The following is a 20,751-nucleotide window of genomic DNA, read 5'->3' on the forward strand; positions in this document are numbered from 1 at the left end:
ATCATGTCCGACGTCTATATTTACGATGCCGTCCGCACGCCCCGCGGCAAGGGACGGCCCGACGGTTCTCTTCATGAGATCACCGCGCTGTCGCTAGCGGCCCAGATGTTGCAGGCGATCCGGGACCGCAATGGCTTGGATACGGCGCTGGTCGATGATGTCATTCTGGGCTGCGTCATGCCGGTCGGCGAACAGGGCAGCGACATCGCCCGTATCGCCGCCCTTGTCGCGGGATACGACCAGCGCGTGCCCGGTGTGCAGGTCAACCGCTTCTGCGCATCGGGGCTGGAGGCGTGCAACATGGCGGCGGCAAAGGTCGCGCTGGGTGAAGCGCGCTTTGCGATCGCGGGCGGCGTGGAATCCATGTCGCGGGTGGCGCTGGCGGCCGATGGCGGCGCGATGATGGTCGATCCGGTCTTTGCCTTCGACCATTATTATGCGCCGCAGGGCATCGGCGCGGACATGATCGCCACCATCCATGGTTTCGGGCGGGAGGATGTCGATGCCTACGCCGTCGAAAGCCAGCGGCGCGCGGCGCTGGCATGGCAGGAGGGCCGCTTTGCCCGGTCGATCGTGCCGGTGCTCGATCAGGCGGGGATCGTCATCCTCGACCATGACGAACATATGCGCCCGCAGACGGATATGGACTCGCTCGCCAGGCTGAAGCCCGCCTTCGTGAAGATGGGGGAATCGGGCTATGACGCGGTGGCGCAGGCGCGCTATCCCGATATGGGGCCGATCAGCCATGTCCATCATGGCGGCAATTCGTCCGGTATCGTCGACGGCGCGTCGGCGGTGCTGATCGGGTCAAAGGAAGCGGGCGAAGCGGCGGGGCTGAAGCCACGGGCGAAAATCCTTGGGACGGCTTCGATCGGGTCTGATCCGACGATCATGCTGACCGGCCCGGAGTTCGTGACGCGCAAGCTGCTCGATCGTCTGGGCATGCAGCGCGATGACATTGACCTGTATGAATTGAACGAAGCCTTTGCAGCGGTGGTCCTGCGCTACATTCAGGCGCTGGAGATCGATCCGGCGAAGATCAACGTCAATGGCGGGTCGATCGCCATGGGGCATCCGCTGGGCGCGACTGGGGGCATGATATTGGGAACGATGGTGGATGAGCTGGAGCGGTCGGGCAAGGCGACGGCGCTGATCAACCTCTGCGTCGGGGCGGGAATGGGCACCGCCACCGTCATCGAACGCGTCTGAGGGGAGGCAAGAGACATGGAAAATTTCACCCTGGATGTCGGTGCAGACGGTATCGCCATCGTCACCTTCGACATGCCCGGCCGGTCGATGAACACGATCAGCCATGCCGTGCAGCATGATCTGGGCGTGCTGGCCGACACCATTCGTCGGGATGAACGGATCGTCGGCGCCATTCTACACTCTGGCAAGGACGGTAACTTTTGCGCGGGCGCGCACTTGCATGAGCTGCAAGCCGATATCGAGCGGTGGAGGGCAGCGAACACGCAAGAGGAATTACGGACTGCGCTTATGCAGGCCAGCCATTTCAGCAACCGCATTCGTGACCTTGAGACGGTAGGAAAGCCTCTCGTCGCGGTGATCGCTGGCGCAGCGCTCGGCGGTGGCCTCGAACTGGCCCTGGGTTGCCACTACCGGATTGCGGTGGACGAGGAAGGGCTGCGCTTGGGCCTGCCGGAAGCTTCGCTGGGCCTGATGCCCGGTGCCGGGGGCACCCAGCGGCTTATGCGATTGGCGGGCTTGAATGCTTCGCTTCCCTACGTCCTCGACGGCAAGCCGATCCACGTGGGCGACGCGCTTGCTTTAGGGATCATCCATACAAGAGCGAGCCGTGAACAAGCCTTCGATCGGGCACGCCAATGGATAGCTGAGGGTGGACAATCCATCGCGCCATGGGACGAGAAGGGCTTTAAGCTGCCGGGCGGCGGCCCGCACACGGCGACCGGCTACGCAGTGTTCGGCCCGTCGATTGCTGCGCGGCGGGGCTCGGAATGCGGTAATGACGCGGACGGGAATATATTGAAGGCACTCTATGAAGGTGCGCAGGTTCCCATTGACGCCGGGTTGCGGATCGAGAGCCGCTATTTCTTCAACACATTGCGAACAGATGCTGCCGCTGAAAAGGTCGCGGCGTTCTTGAATCGCAGGAAGTTGTCGGCAGGATGAGCGGAGTCACGATAACCTTGCGCGATGGTGAGGTGCATGAAATCGCCGTCACGCCCGGCATGAATCTGATGGAGATGATCAGGAATGCCGGGCTGGACGAGATGCTGGCCCCCTTTGCGGAGGATGCTGCTCCTGCGCGACCTGTCACGTCTGTGTCTCTCCTGAAAATGGCGGTCGGTTCGAGGCAATGAGCGAAGATGAGAACGATCTTCTCGACAGCAGCGATCACCGCACGGAACATTCGCGTCTCGCGTGCCAGCTTATGGTCGATGACATCAGTGAGGCGCTGAATATCGTCATTGCGTCTGAGGACTGTTTCTCAGGCACCAGGAGCGCGCATCAACAGGATGCCTGTCAGGATCAGGACCAGCCCGGCAAGTTGCCGGGCGGTCAGCGCCTGTTTGAAGACGAGCCAGCCGATAAGCGCTAGCAGCATGATCCCCGCACCGGACCACACCGCATAGGCTGGACCTAGCGCCACCGTGCGCAAGGCTACGGACAGGCAGTAGAACGCCAGCACATAGCCCGCGACTGCCAGAATATTTGGGCCCACGCGGGTAAAGCCGGCGCTGGCATTGAGGGCTGAAGTGGCGATGACCTCGGCAATGATGGCGAGTGTAAGCCAGAGCCAGCCGGTCATGATCGGAGTTGCCGGAACGACACCAGAATGGCTGCGACCCCGGCCGCCAGAGCTACAGGGATAATAGCTTGCAGCACGGTACCCATCTCTCCGCCAGCGGACACCAGCGTGGCGCCCAATAGCGGACCGGCGATCGAACCGATTCGTCCTGCCGCCACTGAAGCCCCCACGCCCGTTCCGCGGGACGCGACGGGATAGAGACGCGGAGCGAGAGCGTAGAGATAGGATTGGGTGAGGAGTATCGCGCCGCCCAACAGGAACGCGAAAAGGATCGCGGTCTGAGCTTCGTTGATGGTAGGGGCATACCAGAGAAGCAGGGGGATGGTGGTGAAGGCGCCGAGTGCGACGAGCCACCCCCGCCGCAGATCGAGCAATGGCGCCGTGATCGCGCAAAGGACAAGGCCGCCCCCGTTGAAGGCAAGCTGCGCCAGAAATGTCGTGCGACGATCCAGCCCCAATGCGGTCAGAAGCGTGGGCAGCCAGTTGAGCACCAGATAGAGAATGACCAACGTGGCGAAAAAGCTGGTCCAGATCAGCAGCGTCGATGTCATTCGTCCGCCACCGAAAAGCGCGTCGGCCACGCCCTGCGGCTTGTCCTTCAATTGCATCGGCGCGCTGGCGGGCGGCATGACGCGCCATAGAATGGCTGCCAGCAGCAGCGGCAATGCGCCGCCGATGATGAAGGGCGTTCGCCAGTCGGTCCCCAGCGCTGCGCCGATCAGGCTGACCGCCGCCCCGCCGATCGGGACGCCGCAATAGAGCCATGCCACGGCACGGCGTTCCCGCCCCGGCGGTGCATGGTCCGATGTAAAGGCCAGCAGATTGGGTAGCGCGCCCCCCAGACCGAGACCGGTGGCGATGCGCGTTGCGATCAGCATGGCGGGGTTTTGGGACAGGCCGGTGAGGATCGAGGCTGTGCCGAATGCGACGACCGACCAAAGCAATATCCTCTCCCGCCCCAGCCGGTCGGACAGTCGCCCGCCCGCCAGAGCGCCGATCAGCAGGCCCATGGTGCTGGCGCTGAAAAACCAACCCAATATGGCGGGATCGAGCGAAAAATCGGCCTTCAGATTGGGCGCGGCGATGCCCGCGACCTGAAGGTCGAAACCCTCCAGTATCGCGATGAGGAAACAGATGAAGGCAACAAGCGGCGATCGCACCATATCGGCCTGTCGATGCGCCAATCTTTCCCCCATGCGATCCTCTCCGACACCGACATCTATCCCTTGATCAGTTCTGGATGGGCAATGAAGGAAAGGCAATTGTCGAGATCGACGAAGCGGGGTTCGTCGGGTCTTACATTCGACAGATAGCGCGGTTCGGCGAAGGCCTTTTCCATCGCCTCTGAACTGGCAAAGGTGATCGCCGCGACGCCGTCAAATTCTCCGGCTGCGCCGAACATCGCTGACAGCGCCGCCAGTTGGGCGTTCCCGTGGAACTGTTCGTAGCGCAGTATGTGACGGCTGAAATCCTCACAGGCCAGCAGCAGCGGCGCATGGACGCCACGCCAATATTGCGAAAATGCAGCTGGCTCCATGCCTGCCCGACGTTTGATGAAGACGATGAGGGTCGCCGCCATCATCGATCATCCTGCGGTCCGAAGTCATGGGGAGGAAAGCGCGGAATATCGATCTGGTCGAACATGCCCCCATAGCCAAGCGCCATCGGCATGTCCCAGTTCAGCATGGAATAGGGATGCCCGGCGTCGAACGCGCTGGCCGCATTCAGCCGTGTTATGGCATCCTGCGGCAGATCCAGCGTCACCGCTGCCAGATTTTCCCGCATCTGTTCCACCCGCGTAGCCCCTGCAATGGGAATGATGCCGCGCGCGATGATCCAGGCCAGCGCAACCTGCGATGCCTTGACGCCCAGTTCCCCGGCGATTTCGTCGACTGCGATCGCGATCGCGCGATTGCGGGCGTCGAGTTGCTGCAACTGCATGGAATCCATTCGCTTGGGTGCGTCGTCACCAGTTGAGGTGGGGCGCGTATATTTACCGCTCAATATGCCGCCAGCAAGCGGTGACCATGCGGTGATGCCGATGTCATGCGTCATGGCGAGCGGTATATGTTCGCGCTCGATCGAACGCTGCACCAGACTATATTCCAGCTGCATGCAACTGATCGGCGCCAGCCCGCGTAGGTCGTGAAAGGTTTGCGCGCGCGACACGACCCACGCGGGAACATCGGAAAGGCCGATGTGCAGGATTTTCCCTGCCGCTATCGCATCGGTCAGCGCCCGCTGCACCTCTTCGACCGGGGTGGTAAAGTCCCACCAGTGGACGAGGTACAGGTCGATATAATCGGTCCCCAGCCGTTTCAGGCTGGCATCGAGCGACCGGACGATGCTCTTGCGATGCACGCCCGCCGCATTGGGATCGCCGCCGCCGGGAACGGCATTGGCATATTTGGTCGCTACCACGAAACGATCCCGATCGGACGCGATGAAGCGCCCGATCATCTTTTCGCTTTCCCCGCCAGTGTACATGTTGGCGGTGTCGATGAAGTTGCCGCCAGCCTCGACATAAGCGTCGAAAACGGGGCGGCATTCCTCTTCGGGACGCGACCAATCAGCCGCCGTCCCGAAGGTCATGGTGCCAAGGGCGAGCTTCGAGACCCGAAGCCCGCTGCGGCCTAGCAGGGAATAGCGCATGGCGTTCCGTCCGATCAGGCGTTCAGGCCCGGATTGTTGCGCCATGCTTCATCGGGCGCCGGAATGAGGCCCAGTTGCATGGCGAATTCGCGGAAATTCCAGTGGGTGCGGCAGCGGACGATCTTGCCATTCTTGTACATCTGGGTCGTGGTGCCGCGCGTCACCGTGGTCTTGCCTGCCGCGGGGATGCCGAAAAAGTCGCTGTTGTGCGTCGCTTTCCAGACCCACTGCATATAGCCCCACTCATCATAGTCCAGGTCGGCGCCCAGATAGATGTTGTTCGCGAAACGGGCATAGTCGCCCTCCAGCTCGCCCTGCCATTCGGGCGGCGTGCCTTCGGTGCGGCGGACCCCGCGCGAACGGCCGGCGGGGCCGCCGTCATAGGTCAGAACCTCGAACTTGTGGATGCCGAAGGGGCTGTCGGGGCCGCTGTTGTTGAACACGACGAAGGCCTTGTAGAGATCCTCCTTGGTCGTGATCGTCTGCATGAATTCAATGTCTTCCCAGACGAAATCGTCGGCATAATAGCCCAGCACCTCTTCGGCGCCCTTGTCGAAAAAGGCCGTCACCCAATCCTGCGCCGCTTCGAAGCTCTTATGTTCGCGGGCGCCGCCGCCCTGCGCGATGGGGGCGTCGGCGGTGATCGATGTGCTGCTGCGCAGCCTTTGCAGCACGTCCTGCTGATCGGGCGAAAGATGGGCGTCATTTACCAACGGCGCGTATAGAATATGCATGGCTCCGGGCCTCTCCTGCTGTCGTTCTGCATTTTCGGTCTTGATGGGAGTGTGTCGGTTGCCCCGTCCGGAATCTACAGCAGATTGGGTCAGGTGAGGGCGAAACGTGACATCAGGGCCATATCTGGCACATCCTGCTCCCGACTGGCACGATCCGCCCTTCGATCACGCCCCGGAATAGCGCAGTCTTGCTGCAACAACAGCGCCGCCTAAACGACCGGCGCGAGGATGTGGAGTGGGATGACGATGACGGCGATCATGGAAGCCAATGCCGGCGGCGCGAGCGGGAAGCTGGAATATGACCCGCTGGACCCGCAGGTGAAGCATGAACCCTATCCCTATTATGTAGAGCTTCGTCGAAATGAACCGGTCAAATGGCTTCCAGGCCTTCAGGCCTATGGCGTTGCGCGCTACGACGATATCGACGCGCTGCTGAAGGACGGGCGTACTTTCAGTTCCGGCAAGTTTTGGCCTGCGCTGCTCGGCGAATATGATCCGGTGCCGGAGGAGGCGCCGATGATATCGATGGACCCGCCCGGCCACATGCAGCTCCGGCGGATCGCCAACAAGGCGTTCGTACCGTCCAAGGTGAATGGCCTGCGCGATCGCACCTATGAAATCGCCAATCTGCTGGTAGACGATATTATCGCCAAGCATGGCCCGGAAGGGGAGTTTGATTTTGCCTGGGAGTTCACGGCGCTCTACCCGGTCACGGTCGTGGCTGAGGTATTGGGTGTGCCAACCGATCGCCGGGCCGAGTTCAAGGTTTGGGTCGACGACGTGCTGTCGGCGGCCAATCGGGCGGCCTATGGGCCAGAGAAGCTAGCCCATATCGCCGCGAGCGCCAGGAAGATGCGCGACTTCTTCGAGGAACTTTACGACGACCGGGTCCAGAATCTGGGCGACGACCTGATCTCCACCTTCATCACCACCGAAGTCGACGGGCAGAAGCTGTCACGCAATCAGGTGCTATCCATGGCGATCCTGCTGCTGATCGGTGGTGTCGAGACGACGACTAACCTGCTGGGAACCACCCTGATCGAATTGAACCGACATCGCGACGTGTTCGACCGCGTGCTGGCGGATCACGGCCTGATCCCGGCGGCTCTGGAGGAGGTGCTGCGTTACAATCCCCCGGTCCAGATTATCTTCCGCCATACGACGGTGGATACGGAGATTGCCGGTGTAAAGATTCCGGCTGGATCGGCGATCATGCCCATATTGGCCTCGGCGAACCGCGACGAGAGCAAGTTCGACAATCCCGAAGTCTTCGATATCGATCGCAAGATCGAGGTGCCGCTGATGTCCTTTGGACAGGGGCCGCATTTCTGTCTGGGCAATTATCTCAGCCGGATGGAGGCGAAGTCGGCGCTGGAAGTCGTCTTCTCACGCTTTTCGCTGATCGAGCCGGTTTCGGACGAGGTCCATTGGCTGGATTCCTATTTCGCGCGCGGGCCCCATGTCCTGCCGGTGCGCTACAAGGTGCGGTGACGTCCGCAAGACGCAGTGATGAAAAGAACAAGGACGCCTGAAGCGGCGTCTTACAGGGAGGCCTGACGGGCATGGCTCGAACCGGCAATTGCCATAATATCGCCGACTTCGAACGGCTCGCGCGGAAACGCCTGCCTGCGCCGCTCTATCATTATATCGCGGGTGGCGCGGATGACGAACGGACCGTGCGAGCCAATGTCGAGGGGTTCGATCGTTATAATCTGGTCCCCGACTATTTGAAGGATATTCGGTCGATCGATATGTCGCGCAGGGTGTTGGGCCGCGATCTGACATGGCCTCTTCTGCTTGCCCCCACGGGCATGACGCGCATGTTCCATCGCGACGGCGAGCTGGGCGTTGCGCGGGAAGCTGCGCGAAGCGGCGTGGGCTATGCGCTATCGACCATGGCGACATCCAGCATCGAGGATGTCGGGCGGGCCAGTGCCGGGGCGAAGATTTTTCAGCTTTATCTGCTGAATGACGAGAAGCTGAATTTCGCGATGATCGATCGCTGCAAGGCGGCCGGTTTCGATGCCCTCTGCCTGACGGTGGATACGGTCGTTGCGGGCAACCGCGAAAGGGATTTGCGGACTGGCCTGACCGTGCCGCCGCGCCTGACGCCCGCCAGTCTGATGGCCTTCTCATTGCGTCCGCGCTGGTGTGCCGATTATCTGACCAGTACGGCGTTCAGCCTGCCCAATGTCGCCGCTGCGGAGGGCGGCGGCGATCTTTCGACCCTGTCGGCCTATTTTGCGGCGCGCATGGAACGGAACATCACCTGGAGCGCGGTGGAACGCATCGCGCAATATTGGGGCGGTCCTTTCGCGATCAAAGGCATCCAGTCCGTTCGCGATGCGCGCATGGCAGCCGCATCGGGCGCAACAGCGGTCATCCTGTCCAATCATGGCGGGCGCCAGCTGGATAGCGCGGCGCCCACGATCGACCTGCTGGCGGATATTGTCGATGCGACGGGCGATCGACTGGAGATCATCCTCGACGGTGGCATTCGTCGCGGCAGTCATATCGTAAAGGCTCTTGCCATGGGGGCGACCGCCTGCATGACGGGGCGGCCCTATCTCTATGGGCTCAGCGCCTTTGGTGCTGCTGGCGTCGCGCGCGTTCTGGAACTGCTGCGTGCCGAAACCGAACGCACGCTAGGCCTGCTCGGTTGCGCCAGCCTCAGCGATCTGGGCCGCAATCATATTCGATTGGCGACTGATGTGCCGGACTTTCTTGCCGACAAGGATTCCGGGCGTTCCGCCACCCCATTGCGAAACATCCTCTGACCAGGGCGGCACCTACCATGGACCTAAGCTTCGAAAATTTCATCGGCGGCGAATTCACCTCTGGCAACAATGTGATCGATGTCCTCAACCCCGCAACGGGTGCCCTGATCGGACGCGCGCCCGATGCGGATAGGGGTGTGGTCGATGCCGCTCTTCGCGCCGCCGATGCTGCTCAGGCGGATTGGGGTCGCTTGCCCGCCCATACACGCGGACTTGCCCTCCGGGCGATCGCTGCGAAAATCCGGGAGAAATTGCCGGAGCTGGCGCGGATCACAGCTCTGGAGCAAGGCAAAGTCCTGCCCCTTGCGGAGCTGGAGATCGCGCTGACGGCCGAATATCTCGATTATATGGCCGAATGGGGCCGCCGGATCGAGGGGGAGGTGATCTCCAGCGACCGACCGGGCGAGACCATGCTGATGTTCCGGCGGCCGATGGGGGTGGTGGCGGGTATCCTGCCATGGAATTTCCCCTTCTTCATGGTTGCACGCAAGGTCGCGCCTGCCCTCGTCACCGGCAACACGATCGTCGTCAAACCGTCGGAGGAAACGCCTTTCGGTGCGGCGGCCTTTGCGCGGCTGGTTGCGGAAACCGACCTTCCGGCGGGCGTATTCAACCTTGTTTGCGGACGTGGTGAGACGACAGGGGCGGCGTTGGTGTCGCACCCGACCGTTCAGATGATCAGCTTCACAGGTAGCTCGGCCGCTGGTTCCGCGATCATGGCCAGCGCGGCGCGCAACATAACCAAGGTCAATCTGGAATTGGGCGGGAAAGCGCCTGTGATCGTGCTCGACGATGCGGATGTGGATCTTGCCGTCCAGACGCTGACCATGTCCAAGACCATCAATACGGGGCAGGCCTGCAATTGTGCTGAGCGCGTCTATGTCCAGAAGGGCGTGGCGCAGCAATTCCGGGAAAAGCTGGCCGCGTCCATCGGGGCGATCAGCCAGGGCGATCCCCTGGGCGAGGTGCAGGTTGCAATGGGTCCTGTCATCAATCGTGCCGCAGTCCAGCGGATCGAAGCGCTGGTCGACAATGCCCGTTCGCTTGGCGCGGAGGTGCTGGCTGGTGGATCCGCGCTCGAAGGCCCCGGCTGTCATTATCGGCCCACCCTGCTTTCCGGAACGACGCCTGACATGGACATCATGCATCGGGAGATTTTCGGGCCGGTGATTGTGGTGAATGAGATTGGCGATCTGGACGAAGGCATCGCCCTTGCCAATGCCAGCGATTATGGTCTGTCCTCCTCCATCTTCACCCGCAGCCTGTCATCGGCGATGAAGGCGATTTCGGAACTGCGCTTTGGCGAAACCTATGTGAATCGCGAGCATTTCGAGGCGATTCAAGGTTTCCATGCCGGGGTGCGCAAGTCGGGCATAGGCGGCACGGACGGCAAGCACGGACTATACGAATATACCCACACCCAGGTCGCCTATATCCAGACCTGAGTCGCGCGGCGAAAGGCGGTTTAGGCCGCCTTCGCCACAGGCTCTTCGCTGAAAACGGTGCTGGGGCGACGGCCCGTCCATTGCTTGAATGCGCGAGAGAAGGTGCCGTTGTCGGAAAAGCCCAGCTGATAGGCAACCTCGCTGAGGCACATGCCGCGCTGAAGATATTGGAAAGCCAGTTCTTCGCGCAACTGCCGCAATACATCGGCGAACGTCGTCCCCTCATTTTTCAGCCGTCGCAGCAAAGTCCGTTCGGTCATGCCCAGACGCCGCGCCGTTTCCACCTTCGACGGGACCTCGTCCGGCAATTGGGCGATCATCAGATCACGGACCCGCGTCGCAAAGCGGCCGACCATGCGCTGTTCCAGATGGCGATTGGCCGCTCCGTCCAGCAGGGACGCCAGTTCCTCGTCAGAGGACAGGATGCGGCGTTCCAGATCCTGCTTGCGGAAGACCATGCCGTTTTGCGCATCCTCGAACTGCACTGGGCAGCCGAAGAATTTGGAGAAATTCGCGGTCATTGCCGGCTTTTCATGGGCGAAGCGGACCTCCACCGGCACCAGCCGCTCGTTGATGATCCAGCGAAGGTAGGACAGGACGCTGGCGACCACGGTATCGACCGTCTGATAGATCGGTGGATCGCCGCCCGTGTCGAAGTGGAATTCAAGCATGACCTGATCCTGCGTTTCCGTCAGCGTCGCCGTGGCGGAATCGGATATCAGGCGGCAATAATAGGCGAAACGATGCAGCGCCTTCGACAGGGTTGACGAGCAACTCATCGAGTAGCCGACCACATGGAAAGTCGCCGGGCGCACTTCGGCAGCGACCTTGAAACCGAAATCCGGGTCGCCGGTCAGCTCGACGGCCTTGCGCCACAATTTCCAGACATCGGCCTGAGAATATCGGCTGAAGCCGCCCTCCAGCAGCGCCGGGTCCATGCCGATTTCAGCCAGCACGGCATCGGTATCAACCCCCTCGGTTCGCATGGCGCGAATAATCGCCAGTACCCATCCCGTCGATGCGGACCGTGCAATGCCCGTTACAGTCACGTCACTCTCCTAAAAGCGACAGGGACATATTGTCCTTTTTTGCTGGGTTGAGGGTCGCGCTTTGGAAGGCTCCCGTCAACGCATTTCGTGGCGAAACCGGGCGTGCTGTCACGTTTTGCCGTGACATGGCGTTGTCGGCCCTGCCCGCAAGCGCCGCATCAAGATAAGTATCGATCAGAGACGCAAATGGCGCAAGGAGAGTGGGCGGGATGCACAAGGTAGGCACCATGGCGGAACTGGAGGCTAAACAGCCGATCCGGGCCACCGTTGACGGGACCAAGCTACTGGTATTCCTTGTAGAGGGAGAGCCGGTCGCCACGGCGGCGCGCTGTCCCCATGCGCAAGGGCCGCTCCATCAGGGAGAAGTCTGCAACGGTCAGCTGATTTGCCCGTGGCACGGCTGGACCTTCAATCTTCCCTCGGGCAGCTGCGAGGAAGACCCTGACCTCGTTTTGACGACCTATGCCGTCCGGCGCGACGGTGACGACATATTGGTGTCTGTCAATGTCCCGGCCTGACGCTTCGCGGCTGCACGGTTATCCGGTGAGCAACTATTTCAACGCTGTCCGGGCGGCGCTGATCGAGAAGGATGTGGCGTTTGAGCTGGTCCTTGAGCGTGCGAGCCAGGATGAAGCGTTTTTGGCGCGCAGCGCGATGGGGAAGGTTCCCTATCTGGAGACACCGCAGGGGTGCATCGCCGAAACAGTGGCCATCCTCGATTATCTGGAGGAGGCGGGGGGCGGTGTTCCGCTGCTGCCGTCCGATCCCTTTTCGCGTGCGCGGGTGCGGCAGGTCGTCAATATCGTGCAGCTCTATATCGAGGTGCCGCTGCGCACGCTGTTTCCCGGCGTATTCATGGGTGGCCACAACAGCGAGCAGACCATTGCCGCCGCGCGCCCGGTGCTGGATCGCGCGATGCGGGCGCTGGGGCATCTGGTGACGCCCAAGCCCTTTCTGATGGGCGAGGCGCTGACGACCGCCGACCTCTTCGCCTTTTACACCTTCGACATTGGCGAGCGGGTGGCGCGCTTCACCTGGGACATGTCGCTGCTGGATCAGGTGGAGGGCCTTCGCGACTGGTTCGACGCGATGGCCGACCGGCCGAGCAGCCGGGCCGTACTTACTGATTTTGACGCCGCCTTTGCTGCCTACCTCCGCGACAAGGCGGCTGCCTGGCAAGAGCCGGAGCTGAAAGAGACCCATCATGCGTGACGTAAAACTGGACGATAAATATACGGTCGACGATGGCCGCGTGATCATGAGCGGCACGCATGCGCTGATCCGCGTGCCGCTGCTTCAAAAGGAGATCGACAGCCGCAACGGCCTCAACACGGCGGGCTTCATTTCGGGCTATCGCGGATCGCCGCTGGGCACCTATGATCTGGAACTGTGGCGGGCCAAAGATCTGCTCAAGAGTCACGACATTTTGTTCCAGCCAGGCGTCAACGAGGATCTGGCGGCGACGGCGGTGTGGGGGACGCAGATGCTGGCGACCACACCCGGCGCCAATCGCGATGGCGTGTTCGCCATCTGGTATGGCAAGGGACCGGGCGTGGACCGGTCTGGCGATCCGTTCAAACATGGCAATATCGCAGGCACCAACCCGAATGGCGGGGTGCTGATCGTCGCGGGGGACGACCATAGCGGCAAATCCTCCACCGTGGCGCATCAGAGCGAGGTGGCGCTGATGCATGCGGGCATGCCGATCCTGGCGCCGTCCGACGTGCAGGATGTGATTGACCTTGGCCTGCTGGGCTTTGCCATGTCGCGCTATACCGGCCTCTATACTGGCTTCAAGCTGACCAACGAGACGCTAGAGCAGACGATGACGGTCGACATCGGGATGCGGGACAATGGGCCGGTCTGCCCCGATCGCGGCCCGGCCCCGGCCAATGGCTTCCACAATTACCCCACCCATATCGACCGCATCGGGTCGGAGATCGTGCTGAAGCGCTATCGGTGGCCGCTGATCGGCAAGTTCGTGCGCGCCAACGGCATCGACAAGGTGCTGATCGATACGCCGCAGCGGCGGCTGGGCATCGTGTCGACCGGCAAGGCGGTGCAGGATGTGCGGCAGGCGCTCAAGATGCTCGGGCTGGACCGGGACAAGGCGGCGGCCTTGGGCCTGTCCTTCTACAAGCTGGGCTGCATGTATCCGGTCGAGCGCGAAGGACTGGCCGAGTTCGCCGCCGGACAGAGCGAACTGCTGATCATCGAGGAAAAGGATCCGCTGGTCGAGAACCAGGCCAAGGCGATCCTCTACGGTCAGGCGAACATGCCGCGCATTGTCGGCAAGCTCGACGAAGACGGGGTGGCGATGATCCCGGCGGACGAGCAACTGGAGCCGGTGCAACTGGCGATCGTCATTGCCGAACGGCTGCGGCGTCTGGGCGTGAACGACGAAGCGCTGACGGCGCGCGCGCAGCGGCTGTCGCGCCAGCTGGAGACGGTGGCGGCGCTGAAGCCCGCCGATGCGGCGCGATCGCCCTATTTCTGTTCGGGCTGCCCGCACAACACCGGCACCCGCTTTCCCGAAGGATCGATCGCGGCGGGCGGCATCGGCTGCCACGCGATGGCGATGTATTCCGGGCCGGAGATGCTGCCCAACACACAGATGGGCGGGGAGGGCGCCCATTGGTACAGCCTCGCCTACTTCAGCGACATGAACCATATCTTCCAGAATATGGGGGATGGCACCTATTATCACAGCGGCCTGCTGGCGGTGCGGGGCGCGGTCGCGGCGAAGGTCAACATGACCTTTAAGATCCTGTTCAACGATGCCGTGGCGATGACGGGCGGCCAACCGGTAGACGGACCGCTGACACCCGGCGACATCACCCGGCAGGTGCTGGCCGAAGGAGCGACGCGCTGCGTCGTCGTGACCGACCGGCCCGAACTGTACGACGCGCAAAGCGGGCTCGGCCCCGGCGTCACCGTCCATCATCGCGACACCTATGATGCCGTGCAGAAGGAACTGCGCGACGTGTCGGGCGTGACCGTCATCGTCTATGAACAGACCTGCGCGGCGGAAAAGCGCCGCCGCCGCAAGCGCGGCAAGTTCCCCGATCCGGCCAAGAGGATGTTCATCAACCCGGCGGTCTGCGAAGGTTGCGGCGACTGTTCGGTCCAGTCCAACTGCGTCAGCGTCTGGCCCAAGGAGACGGAACTGGGCCGCAAGCGGCAGATCGACCAGTCCAATTGCAACAAGGATTATAGCTGTGTAAAGGGCTTCTGCCCCAGCTTCGTGACGGTGCTGGATGCCGAACCGCGCAAGCCGAAGAAAGCGCAGCTGGCCAGCGAAACCGACATCGCCCTGCCGTCGCCCGCGCTGGTGCCGCTGGCAGGGGGCGCCTATAATATCATGGTGTCGGGCATTGGCGGGACCGGGGTTGTCACGATCGGCGCGCTGCTGGCGATGGCCGCGCATCTGGAGGGCAAGTCGACCTCCGTGTTCGACATGACGGGCCTTAGCCAGAAGAATGGCGCGGTGTTCAGCCATGTCCGCATCGCCGCGCAGAATGAGGATCTGGGCGCGCAGAAGCTGGGCATCGGCGAAGCGGACCTTGCGTTGGCGTTCGACGCTGTTGCCGCGCTGGCCAAGGAGCCGGCGGTCACGCTGGATGGCGAGCGCACGAAGGTCGTGGTCAACGCCCGCGTCACCCCGACCCCGGCGTTCCAGCGCAATCCCGACCTGACGCTGGATCAGGGCCTGTTGGTGCGGCGGTTGCGCAAAATGTCGGCGCAGCTGGAAAGCGTCGACGCCACGGGTCTTGGCCTTGCGCTGCTTGGCGATACGATTGCGGCCAATCTATTCATGCTGGGCTATGCCAGCCAGTTGGGCCTGCTCCCCGTCTCGCCAGAGGCGATCGAGCGGGCCGTGGAGATCAACGGCGTCGCGATCGCGTTCAACAAGGCGGCCTTCTCGCTGGGCCGGTTGCAGGCGGTCGATCCGCAGCGGATCGGACAGGCGGTGGCCGCACAGGTGCAGGAGATCGAGTTTCAGCCGCTCACGAAGCTGGAGGATATCGTCGCCCATCGCACCAACCTGCTGACCGATTATCAGAATGCAGGCTGGGCGCAGCGCTACCGCGATCTGGTCGATGTGGTGGCGCAGGCGGAGCAGCGGGCCACGCCGGGCAGGGACGCGCTGTCGGTGATGGTGGCGCGCAACTTTGCCAAGCTCATGTCCTACAAGGATGAATACGAGGTGGCCCGGCTGCACGCCGACCCGGCTTTCCGGCAGCAACTGAAGGAGACGTTCGAGGATGGTGCCAAGCTGCGCTACAATCTGGCGCCGCCGCTGTTCTCCAAGCGAGATCCTGAGACGGGGCATCTTCTGAAGCGCGAGTTCGGGCCGTGGGTTGGCCATGCGTTCGGGTTGCTTGCTCGCCTGAAAGGGCTGCGTGGCACCGCGTTCGACGTCTTCGGCTATACCGAGGAACGCCGCATGGAGCGCGGTCTCATTGATCACTATGAGACACTGATGGTCAGGATTGCCGAGCGCCTTACCCCGCATAACCATGCCGCAGCGGTTGAGCTCGCGTCGCTCCCAGCCCAAATTCGCGGCTATGGTCATGTCAAAGAGGCCAATGTCGAGAAAGTCAGAGCGCTAGAAACACAGATTTTGACGAAATTCGAAAGGGACCATGCACCTTCGGAGCAGGTGCAGGAAGCGGCATTCAACTGATCGCGCGGGGAGGACCAGCCCCAAGATAGCCGATCAACAGATGCTGGACGGCAAGCCGGGTCTGCGCGATCGTAGACCCGGTAAACCGCATCTGGGCAATCATGTGAGCGAGGCCGACAACAACTTCCGCAGCTTCATCAATGATCAGCGCGTTGCTTATAGCGCCTATGGCACGCCCTTCCTTCAGCTTTGCGGCGACGATTGCGCAGGCTGCCTCGCGAAAAGCAAGGTAGCGGGGCCATGCCGGATGCCGTGTGGCGGTGCTCCAGTCGAGCCAGGTCCGCACGACATTTTGATGCGTGTCGATGGATCGCGCGAGGGACACCAGCATCTCCTCGACCGCTGCGATCGGATCGGGTTCCTGCGCCGCTGCGCGTGACGCGATATCATTCAACAGGAAATTCGCGACTTGGGCGAGCACGTCGTCGACCAGATCGCCATGTTTGGCATAATAATGCATCATGGTGGGCAGTGACACGCCTGCCTGTTTAGCGACCATTGAGTGGTTCGTATGCCCCAGACCATGGTCGGCCAGAAGCTGGAGGGCGACATCTCGCAAATGCGCGCGGCGATCCTCGGGTGAGAGACGGGGCGCTCTCCTTCTTGGTGAAGCTCGCTTCTCCTGTGTCATAACGGTTTCCTGATGCCGCCCGCGTGATGGGGCAACCCCTAAATCAGAGCAGTGCTGCTTTGTCATGATCTGCTTGACCATGTCCCGTTATGCCCAGCAAGTGTTATTGAAGCAAGTTTCAATATTGCTAAAAGCCGCTATGTGATTTCGGGAGAAAATCGATGCGGGAAGAGGGTGTGACGGCTTCGTTGGCAGTTCGGCCCGACCATGTGCCACAGGCGCTGGTCGTGGATTTCGACATGTATAGCGTCCCCGGCGGCAGTGCGGATGCGCAGGCGGCTTTCCACGCCGTTCAGAAGGCAAGCCCGGACATTTTCTGGACCCCGCGCAACGGCGGCCACTGGGTCGCGACACGTGCGGAGGATGTGGAGATGATGCTGCGCGACCCCGCACGATTTTCCAGCAATCGCGTCTTCCTGCCGAGGGATGATAACGCGCCACGATCCCTGCCGTTGGAAGCCGATCCACCCTTGCACACTGAACTGCGCAAGCCACTCAGTCGCGCCCTGTTTCCCAAGATCGTGGACGATATGGAGCCGCGCGTGCGCCAGCTTGTCGACGATCTGATCGATAATCTGATCGATCGTGGCGAATGCGATTTCGTAGCCGATTTCGCTAACATCATGCCGATGAACATCTTCCTCGATCTGGTCGATCTGCCGAGAGAGGAGCGCCACTACCTCATTCCACTGGTGGAAAAATTCATAAAGGGCGGCACACTGGACGCCCGCCAGCAGGCGCAGCAGGCTATCTTCCTGTACGTGACCGACATCGTGCGGGCGCGGCGTGCAGCGCCGGGGAACGACCTCGCCTCGATCGTCGTCAATGCGGCAGTGGGCGGCGAGATGATCAGCGAAATGGATGCCATATCCTACATGACCCTGATCCTCTTCGGGGGGCTGGATACGATCGCATCCATGCTGTCCTACATCACGCTGTTTCTTGCCACCCATGCCGAGCATCGCGCGGTGCTGACCGCCCGACTGGACGACGATCGTTTCGTTCGTGATGCAATGGAGGAACTGTTCCGGCGTTTCGGCATCGTGCAGGCGGCACGGGTGGTTCAGGAAGACTTTGATTACAAGGGCGTCCCATTCCGCGCGAATGATACGATTTTGCCGATCAACATGCTTTGCGGTCTGGACGATCGGCGGGTGGACGATCCATTGGAAGTCAGGTTTGATCGAGAGAAGTCTGCGCGTCATCTGGCTTTCGGCGCCGGTCCCCATAGCTGTCCGGGCGCTACGCTGGCTCGCCGTGAAATCGCGATTTTTCTGCGGGAATGGCTCCGCCGCATACCCGATTTTGCTTTGGCGCCGGGCACCACTCCGGTCAATCTCCTGGGGGTCACCTGTGGTCTGGAGAGTCTGAAGCTGGTTTGGCCGAGGCCCAGCAGACCGGCCGTGTGACGCGCTGATCGTCTCATCATGGCGCGTTTCGCTCCGAACTGTCACGGCCCGCCATGTCGTCGTCCGCCAGATAGCCTATCACAGGATGCACAGTAAAAACGCGGTTTCCGTCGAGTAAAGCCGCATGATCTGGAGGGGATTATGATGACGAAATTTTCGTCGCGACTTCTTGCAACTGCAGTTTCGGTGATTGCGATCGCGAGTGTTTCTTCAGCATTTGCGCAGGAACGTGCGGCACCGCCAGCACAGGAGCCTGAACAGGCTTCCTCCGGGGGGGTGGCCGACATTATCGTGACTGCCCAGAAGCGGGCGCAAAACCTGAACGACGTTGGTCTTTCGATCACGGCGGCCTCGGCGGATCAGCTGGCCTCAGCCGGCGTGAGCAACGCAGGTGATCTGGCCAAGATTACGCCCGGCTTCACCTTTACGAAGAGCCAGGACGGAACGCCGCTCTACACGCTGCGCGGCGTCGGCTTCAACGATTACACGCTGGGTGCCAGTCCGGCAGTCAGCGTCTATGTGGATCAGGTGCCGCTTGCCTATGGCGCGTTCACGCAGGGCGTGTCGCTCGATCTGGAGCGGGTCGAGGTTCTGAAGGGGCCGCAGGGTATTCTCTTTGGACAAAATTCGACCGGCGGCGCGATCAACTATATCGCGGCCAAGCCGACGCAATCGCTCGAAGCGGGGGTGACCGCCTCTTATGGCCGTTTCAACACATTCGATGGCGAAGCCTTCATCAGTGGCCCGGTCAGCGACACTCTGGCCGTTCGACTGGCAGGGGCGGCGACCATATCCGGGCCGTGGCAGTATAATTACAATCGCGACGCCAGCCTCGGTCGTCAGGATCAGTTGCGTGGCCGTTTTCAGGCAGAGTGGAAGCCCACCGAGCGCCTGACGATGCTGTTCAGCGCCAATGGCTGGCGCGACAAGTCCGACACGCAGGCCGGCCAGCTTCAGGGGCTGTTCCTGCAACTCAACGAGGCGACGGCGCCTTTTGCCGCAGCCGCCGGTGCCGCGGATCTGACCGAGACACTGCGCCGGATCGCCGTGTTCCGGACCTTGAGCCCGGCACCGGATAACGCCAGGGCCGCCGACTGGGACGGTGATCGGGATCTGACGCGCGACGATGGCTTTTATCAGCTTTCGCTGCGTAATGACTATGAATTGACCGATGATATCACCCTGACGTCGATCACCGCTTATTCCCGCTATAATGAAAACTACTCGGTCGATCGCGACGGCACGCCCCTCAAGAATGCGGGCGTTAATGCGGATGGCCGCGTCTCGAGCTTCAATCAGGAGCTTCGGCTGTCCGGCGACATGCATGGCCTCAACTGGCTGATCGGCGGCAATTATGCCAAGAACAAGGTGCGCAGCGCGAATGATATTCTGACCGGGGATTCCACGAATACCGCCATTCTGCCGGGTGGTCCCTGGATCGCCGCGTCGACGACGACGATAACGCAGGACATCCGCGACTGGGCGATCTTCGGTAATGTCGAGGCGGAAGTGACCCAGCAATTGACCCTGCTGGCGGGCGCCCGTTATGCCAAGAGCAAGAATGATTACACCTCCTGCATGACCGGCGACATCGGGATGCAAACGACTTTTGGGGTTCTTTCGGACGCGATTTCGGGTACGCCCGGCGCGGCGCTTGGTCCCACGTCCTGCCTCAGCATGGATGCGACGACCTTTGAAAATACACGCGTACCCTACACCGATAGTTTGAACGAAGATAATTTCTCCTGGCGGCTGGGCGTCAACTACAAACCGACGCAGGACGTTCTCCTCTACGCTCTGGCGTCGCGGGGGTACAAGTCGGGCAGTTTCCCGACCCTTCCGGCCTCCACGACGGCGCAGTTGACGCCGGTGACGCAGGAATCGGTGACGGCTTATGAAGTCGGCGCGAAGATTTCGGCGCTGGATCGCGCTCTCCAGTTCAATGTCGCCGCCTTCCACTATATCTACAAGGACAAGCAGATCCGCGGTCTCGTGATCGACCCGGTATTCAATCAGCTGGAGAAGCTGGTGAACGTGCCGAAATCCAGGATCAATGGTGCGGAGGTCGAGATCACGGCGCGGCCGGTATCGGGCCTCACCTTACGGGGTGCCGTCACCTATGTCGATTCCAAGGTTCTCGATTTCACCGGCATCAATAATGAGCGGGTCGCAGGCGACTTCAGCGGATCGTCGCTGCCATTCTCACCCAAATGGCATTTGGTCGGGGATATCAATTACGAATGGGATCTAAACGACGATCTGAATGCTTTTGTGGGCGCGAACATGCTTTACAACAGCACGACCAATTCCACGCTCGGCGTTGCGCCATCGTCGGTCATCGATGCCTTCACCACGGTTGATATGCGCGTCGGTATCAAAGCGCGGGACGACAGGTGGAGCCTGTCTGTCTGGGGACGCAATGTCTTCAACGAATATTACTGGACCAATCAGTTCGTCACACAGGATGTCGTCGTCCGCTATGCGGCCAAACCAGCAACCTATGGCGTGACCCTGAAGTTCGGTTTCAAATAATCCTCCGTGTCCTGGCGGGCAGCCTAGGGTCGCAGGGATGTGCT

Annotated in this window: 17 protein-coding genes and 1 pseudogene; 11 read left to right on the forward strand and 7 right to left on the reverse strand. The window is 61.6% G+C overall.

Annotated elements, in window-relative coordinates; all coding sequences use genetic code 11:
- Nucleotides 1-3 precede the first annotated feature (3 nt).
- The 3 genes and pseudogenes from A7Q26_RS09630 to A7Q26_RS24560 all read left to right on the forward strand — a co-directional run.
- Entirely contained in the window at nt 4-1,209 is a 1,206-nt protein-coding gene (locus A7Q26_RS09630) for an acetyl-CoA C-acetyltransferase (RefSeq protein WP_066859170.1), read from the forward strand.
- Between the two features lie 15 nt (nt 1,210-1,224).
- Entirely contained in the window at nt 1,225-2,151 is a 927-nt protein-coding gene (locus A7Q26_RS09635; protein WP_066859171.1) for an enoyl-CoA hydratase-related protein, read from the forward strand.
- Nucleotides 2,148-2,464, forward strand: a pseudogene (locus tag A7Q26_RS24560) (2Fe-2S iron-sulfur cluster-binding protein); the annotation flags it as partial. The gene A7Q26_RS09635 and the pseudogene A7Q26_RS24560, both read left to right, overlap by 4 nt.
- A gap of 6 nt (nt 2,465-2,470) precedes the next feature.
- On the opposite strand, the gene A7Q26_RS09645 reads toward A7Q26_RS24560, so the two are convergent.
- From A7Q26_RS09645 to A7Q26_RS09665, 5 genes are read right to left on the reverse strand one after another with little or no spacing between them, the layout of a single operon-like run.
- Nucleotides 2,471-2,791, reverse strand: a complete 321-nt coding sequence (locus tag A7Q26_RS09645; protein ID WP_066859173.1) for a DMT family transporter — start codon at nt 2,789-2,791, stop codon at nt 2,471-2,473.
- Entirely contained in the window at nt 2,788-3,987 is a 1,200-nt protein-coding gene (locus A7Q26_RS09650) for an MFS transporter (protein ID WP_066859174.1), read from the reverse strand. Before A7Q26_RS09650 ends, A7Q26_RS09645 begins: the two co-directional genes overlap by 4 nt.
- A 23-nt stretch (nt 3,988-4,010) precedes the next feature.
- The gene (locus A7Q26_RS09655; RefSeq protein ID WP_066859175.1) at nt 4,011-4,373 is read right to left on the reverse strand and encodes an EthD domain-containing protein; all 363 of its coding nucleotides are present in this window, start codon (nt 4,371-4,373) and stop codon (nt 4,011-4,013) included.
- Nucleotides 4,370-5,443, reverse strand: a complete 1,074-nt coding sequence (locus A7Q26_RS09660; RefSeq protein WP_066859478.1) for an aldo/keto reductase — start codon at nt 5,441-5,443, stop codon at nt 4,370-4,372. The genes A7Q26_RS09655 and A7Q26_RS09660 overlap by 4 nt, the downstream gene beginning before the upstream one ends.
- Nucleotides 5,444-5,457: 14 nt before the next feature.
- Nucleotides 5,458-6,177 carry an ester cyclase gene (locus A7Q26_RS09665; protein ID WP_066859176.1) on the reverse strand — a complete coding sequence of 240 codons (720 nt, stop codon included), beginning with the start codon at nt 6,175-6,177 and terminating at the stop codon, nt 5,458-5,460.
- Between the two features lie 240 nt (nt 6,178-6,417).
- On the opposite strand from A7Q26_RS09665, the gene A7Q26_RS09670 reads away from it, so the two are divergent.
- The 3 genes from A7Q26_RS09670 to aldA all read left to right on the forward strand — a co-directional run bounded on the left by A7Q26_RS09670 (nt 6,418) and on the right by aldA (nt 10,399).
- Entirely contained in the window at nt 6,418-7,668 is a 1,251-nt protein-coding gene (locus A7Q26_RS09670; protein ID WP_066859177.1) for a cytochrome P450, read from the forward strand.
- Between the two features lie 71 nt (nt 7,669-7,739).
- Complete coding sequence (locus tag A7Q26_RS09675) at nt 7,740-8,954, forward strand: alpha-hydroxy acid oxidase (RefSeq protein ID WP_066859178.1); 1,215 nt, start codon at nt 7,740-7,742, stop codon at nt 8,952-8,954.
- A 17-nt stretch (nt 8,955-8,971) separates the two neighbouring features.
- Nucleotides 8,972-10,399, forward strand: a complete 1,428-nt coding sequence (gene aldA, locus A7Q26_RS09680; RefSeq protein WP_066859179.1) for an aldehyde dehydrogenase — start codon at nt 8,972-8,974, stop codon at nt 10,397-10,399.
- 20 nt (nt 10,400-10,419) lie between these two features.
- Here the strand turns inward: aldA and A7Q26_RS09685 are convergent, their stop codons facing one another.
- Nucleotides 10,420-11,448 (reverse strand): AraC family transcriptional regulator, encoded by a 1,029-nt coding sequence (locus tag A7Q26_RS09685; protein WP_157102518.1) that lies wholly within the window; start codon nt 11,446-11,448, stop codon nt 10,420-10,422.
- A 209-nt stretch (nt 11,449-11,657) separates the two neighbouring features.
- On the opposite strand from A7Q26_RS09685, the gene A7Q26_RS09690 reads away from it, so the two are divergent.
- Genes A7Q26_RS09690 through A7Q26_RS09700 form a run of 3 tightly spaced genes read left to right on the forward strand, consistent with a single transcriptional unit; the run spans nt 11,658 to nt 16,135 of the window.
- A complete protein-coding gene (locus A7Q26_RS09690; RefSeq protein WP_066859181.1) occupies nt 11,658-11,966 on the forward strand; it encodes a Rieske (2Fe-2S) protein in 309 nt (102 codons plus the stop codon).
- Nucleotides 11,953-12,660 (forward strand): glutathione S-transferase family protein, encoded by a 708-nt coding sequence (locus A7Q26_RS09695; RefSeq protein ID WP_066859182.1) that lies wholly within the window; start codon nt 11,953-11,955, stop codon nt 12,658-12,660. The genes A7Q26_RS09690 and A7Q26_RS09695 overlap by 14 nt, the downstream gene beginning before the upstream one ends.
- On the forward strand, nt 12,653-16,135 hold the full coding sequence (locus A7Q26_RS09700) for an indolepyruvate ferredoxin oxidoreductase family protein (protein ID WP_066859183.1): 3,483 nt from the start codon (nt 12,653-12,655) through the stop codon (nt 16,133-16,135). Before A7Q26_RS09695 ends, A7Q26_RS09700 begins: the two co-directional genes overlap by 8 nt.
- Here A7Q26_RS09700 and A7Q26_RS09705 read toward each other — a convergent pair.
- Nucleotides 16,128-16,847 carry a TetR/AcrR family transcriptional regulator gene (locus A7Q26_RS09705; RefSeq protein ID WP_084439062.1) on the reverse strand — a complete coding sequence of 240 codons (720 nt, stop codon included), beginning with the start codon at nt 16,845-16,847 and terminating at the stop codon, nt 16,128-16,130. The genes A7Q26_RS09700 and A7Q26_RS09705 overlap by 8 nt on opposite strands.
- A 146-nt stretch (nt 16,848-16,993) precedes the next feature.
- On the opposite strand from A7Q26_RS09705, the gene A7Q26_RS09710 reads away from it, so the two are divergent.
- Nucleotides 16,994-18,175 carry a cytochrome P450 gene (locus A7Q26_RS09710; RefSeq protein WP_232313743.1) on the forward strand — a complete coding sequence of 394 codons (1,182 nt, stop codon included), beginning with the start codon at nt 16,994-16,996 and terminating at the stop codon, nt 18,173-18,175.
- 276 nt (nt 18,176-18,451) lie between these two features.
- Nucleotides 18,452-20,707 (forward strand): TonB-dependent receptor, encoded by a 2,256-nt coding sequence (locus A7Q26_RS09715; RefSeq protein WP_198162896.1) that lies wholly within the window; start codon nt 18,452-18,454, stop codon nt 20,705-20,707.
- The last annotated feature ends 44 nt before the right edge of the window (nt 20,708-20,751 follow it).

This window comes from Sphingobium sp. TCM1 (assembly GCF_001650725.1).
Lineage (GTDB): Bacteria > Pseudomonadota > Alphaproteobacteria > Sphingomonadales > Sphingomonadaceae > Sphingobium.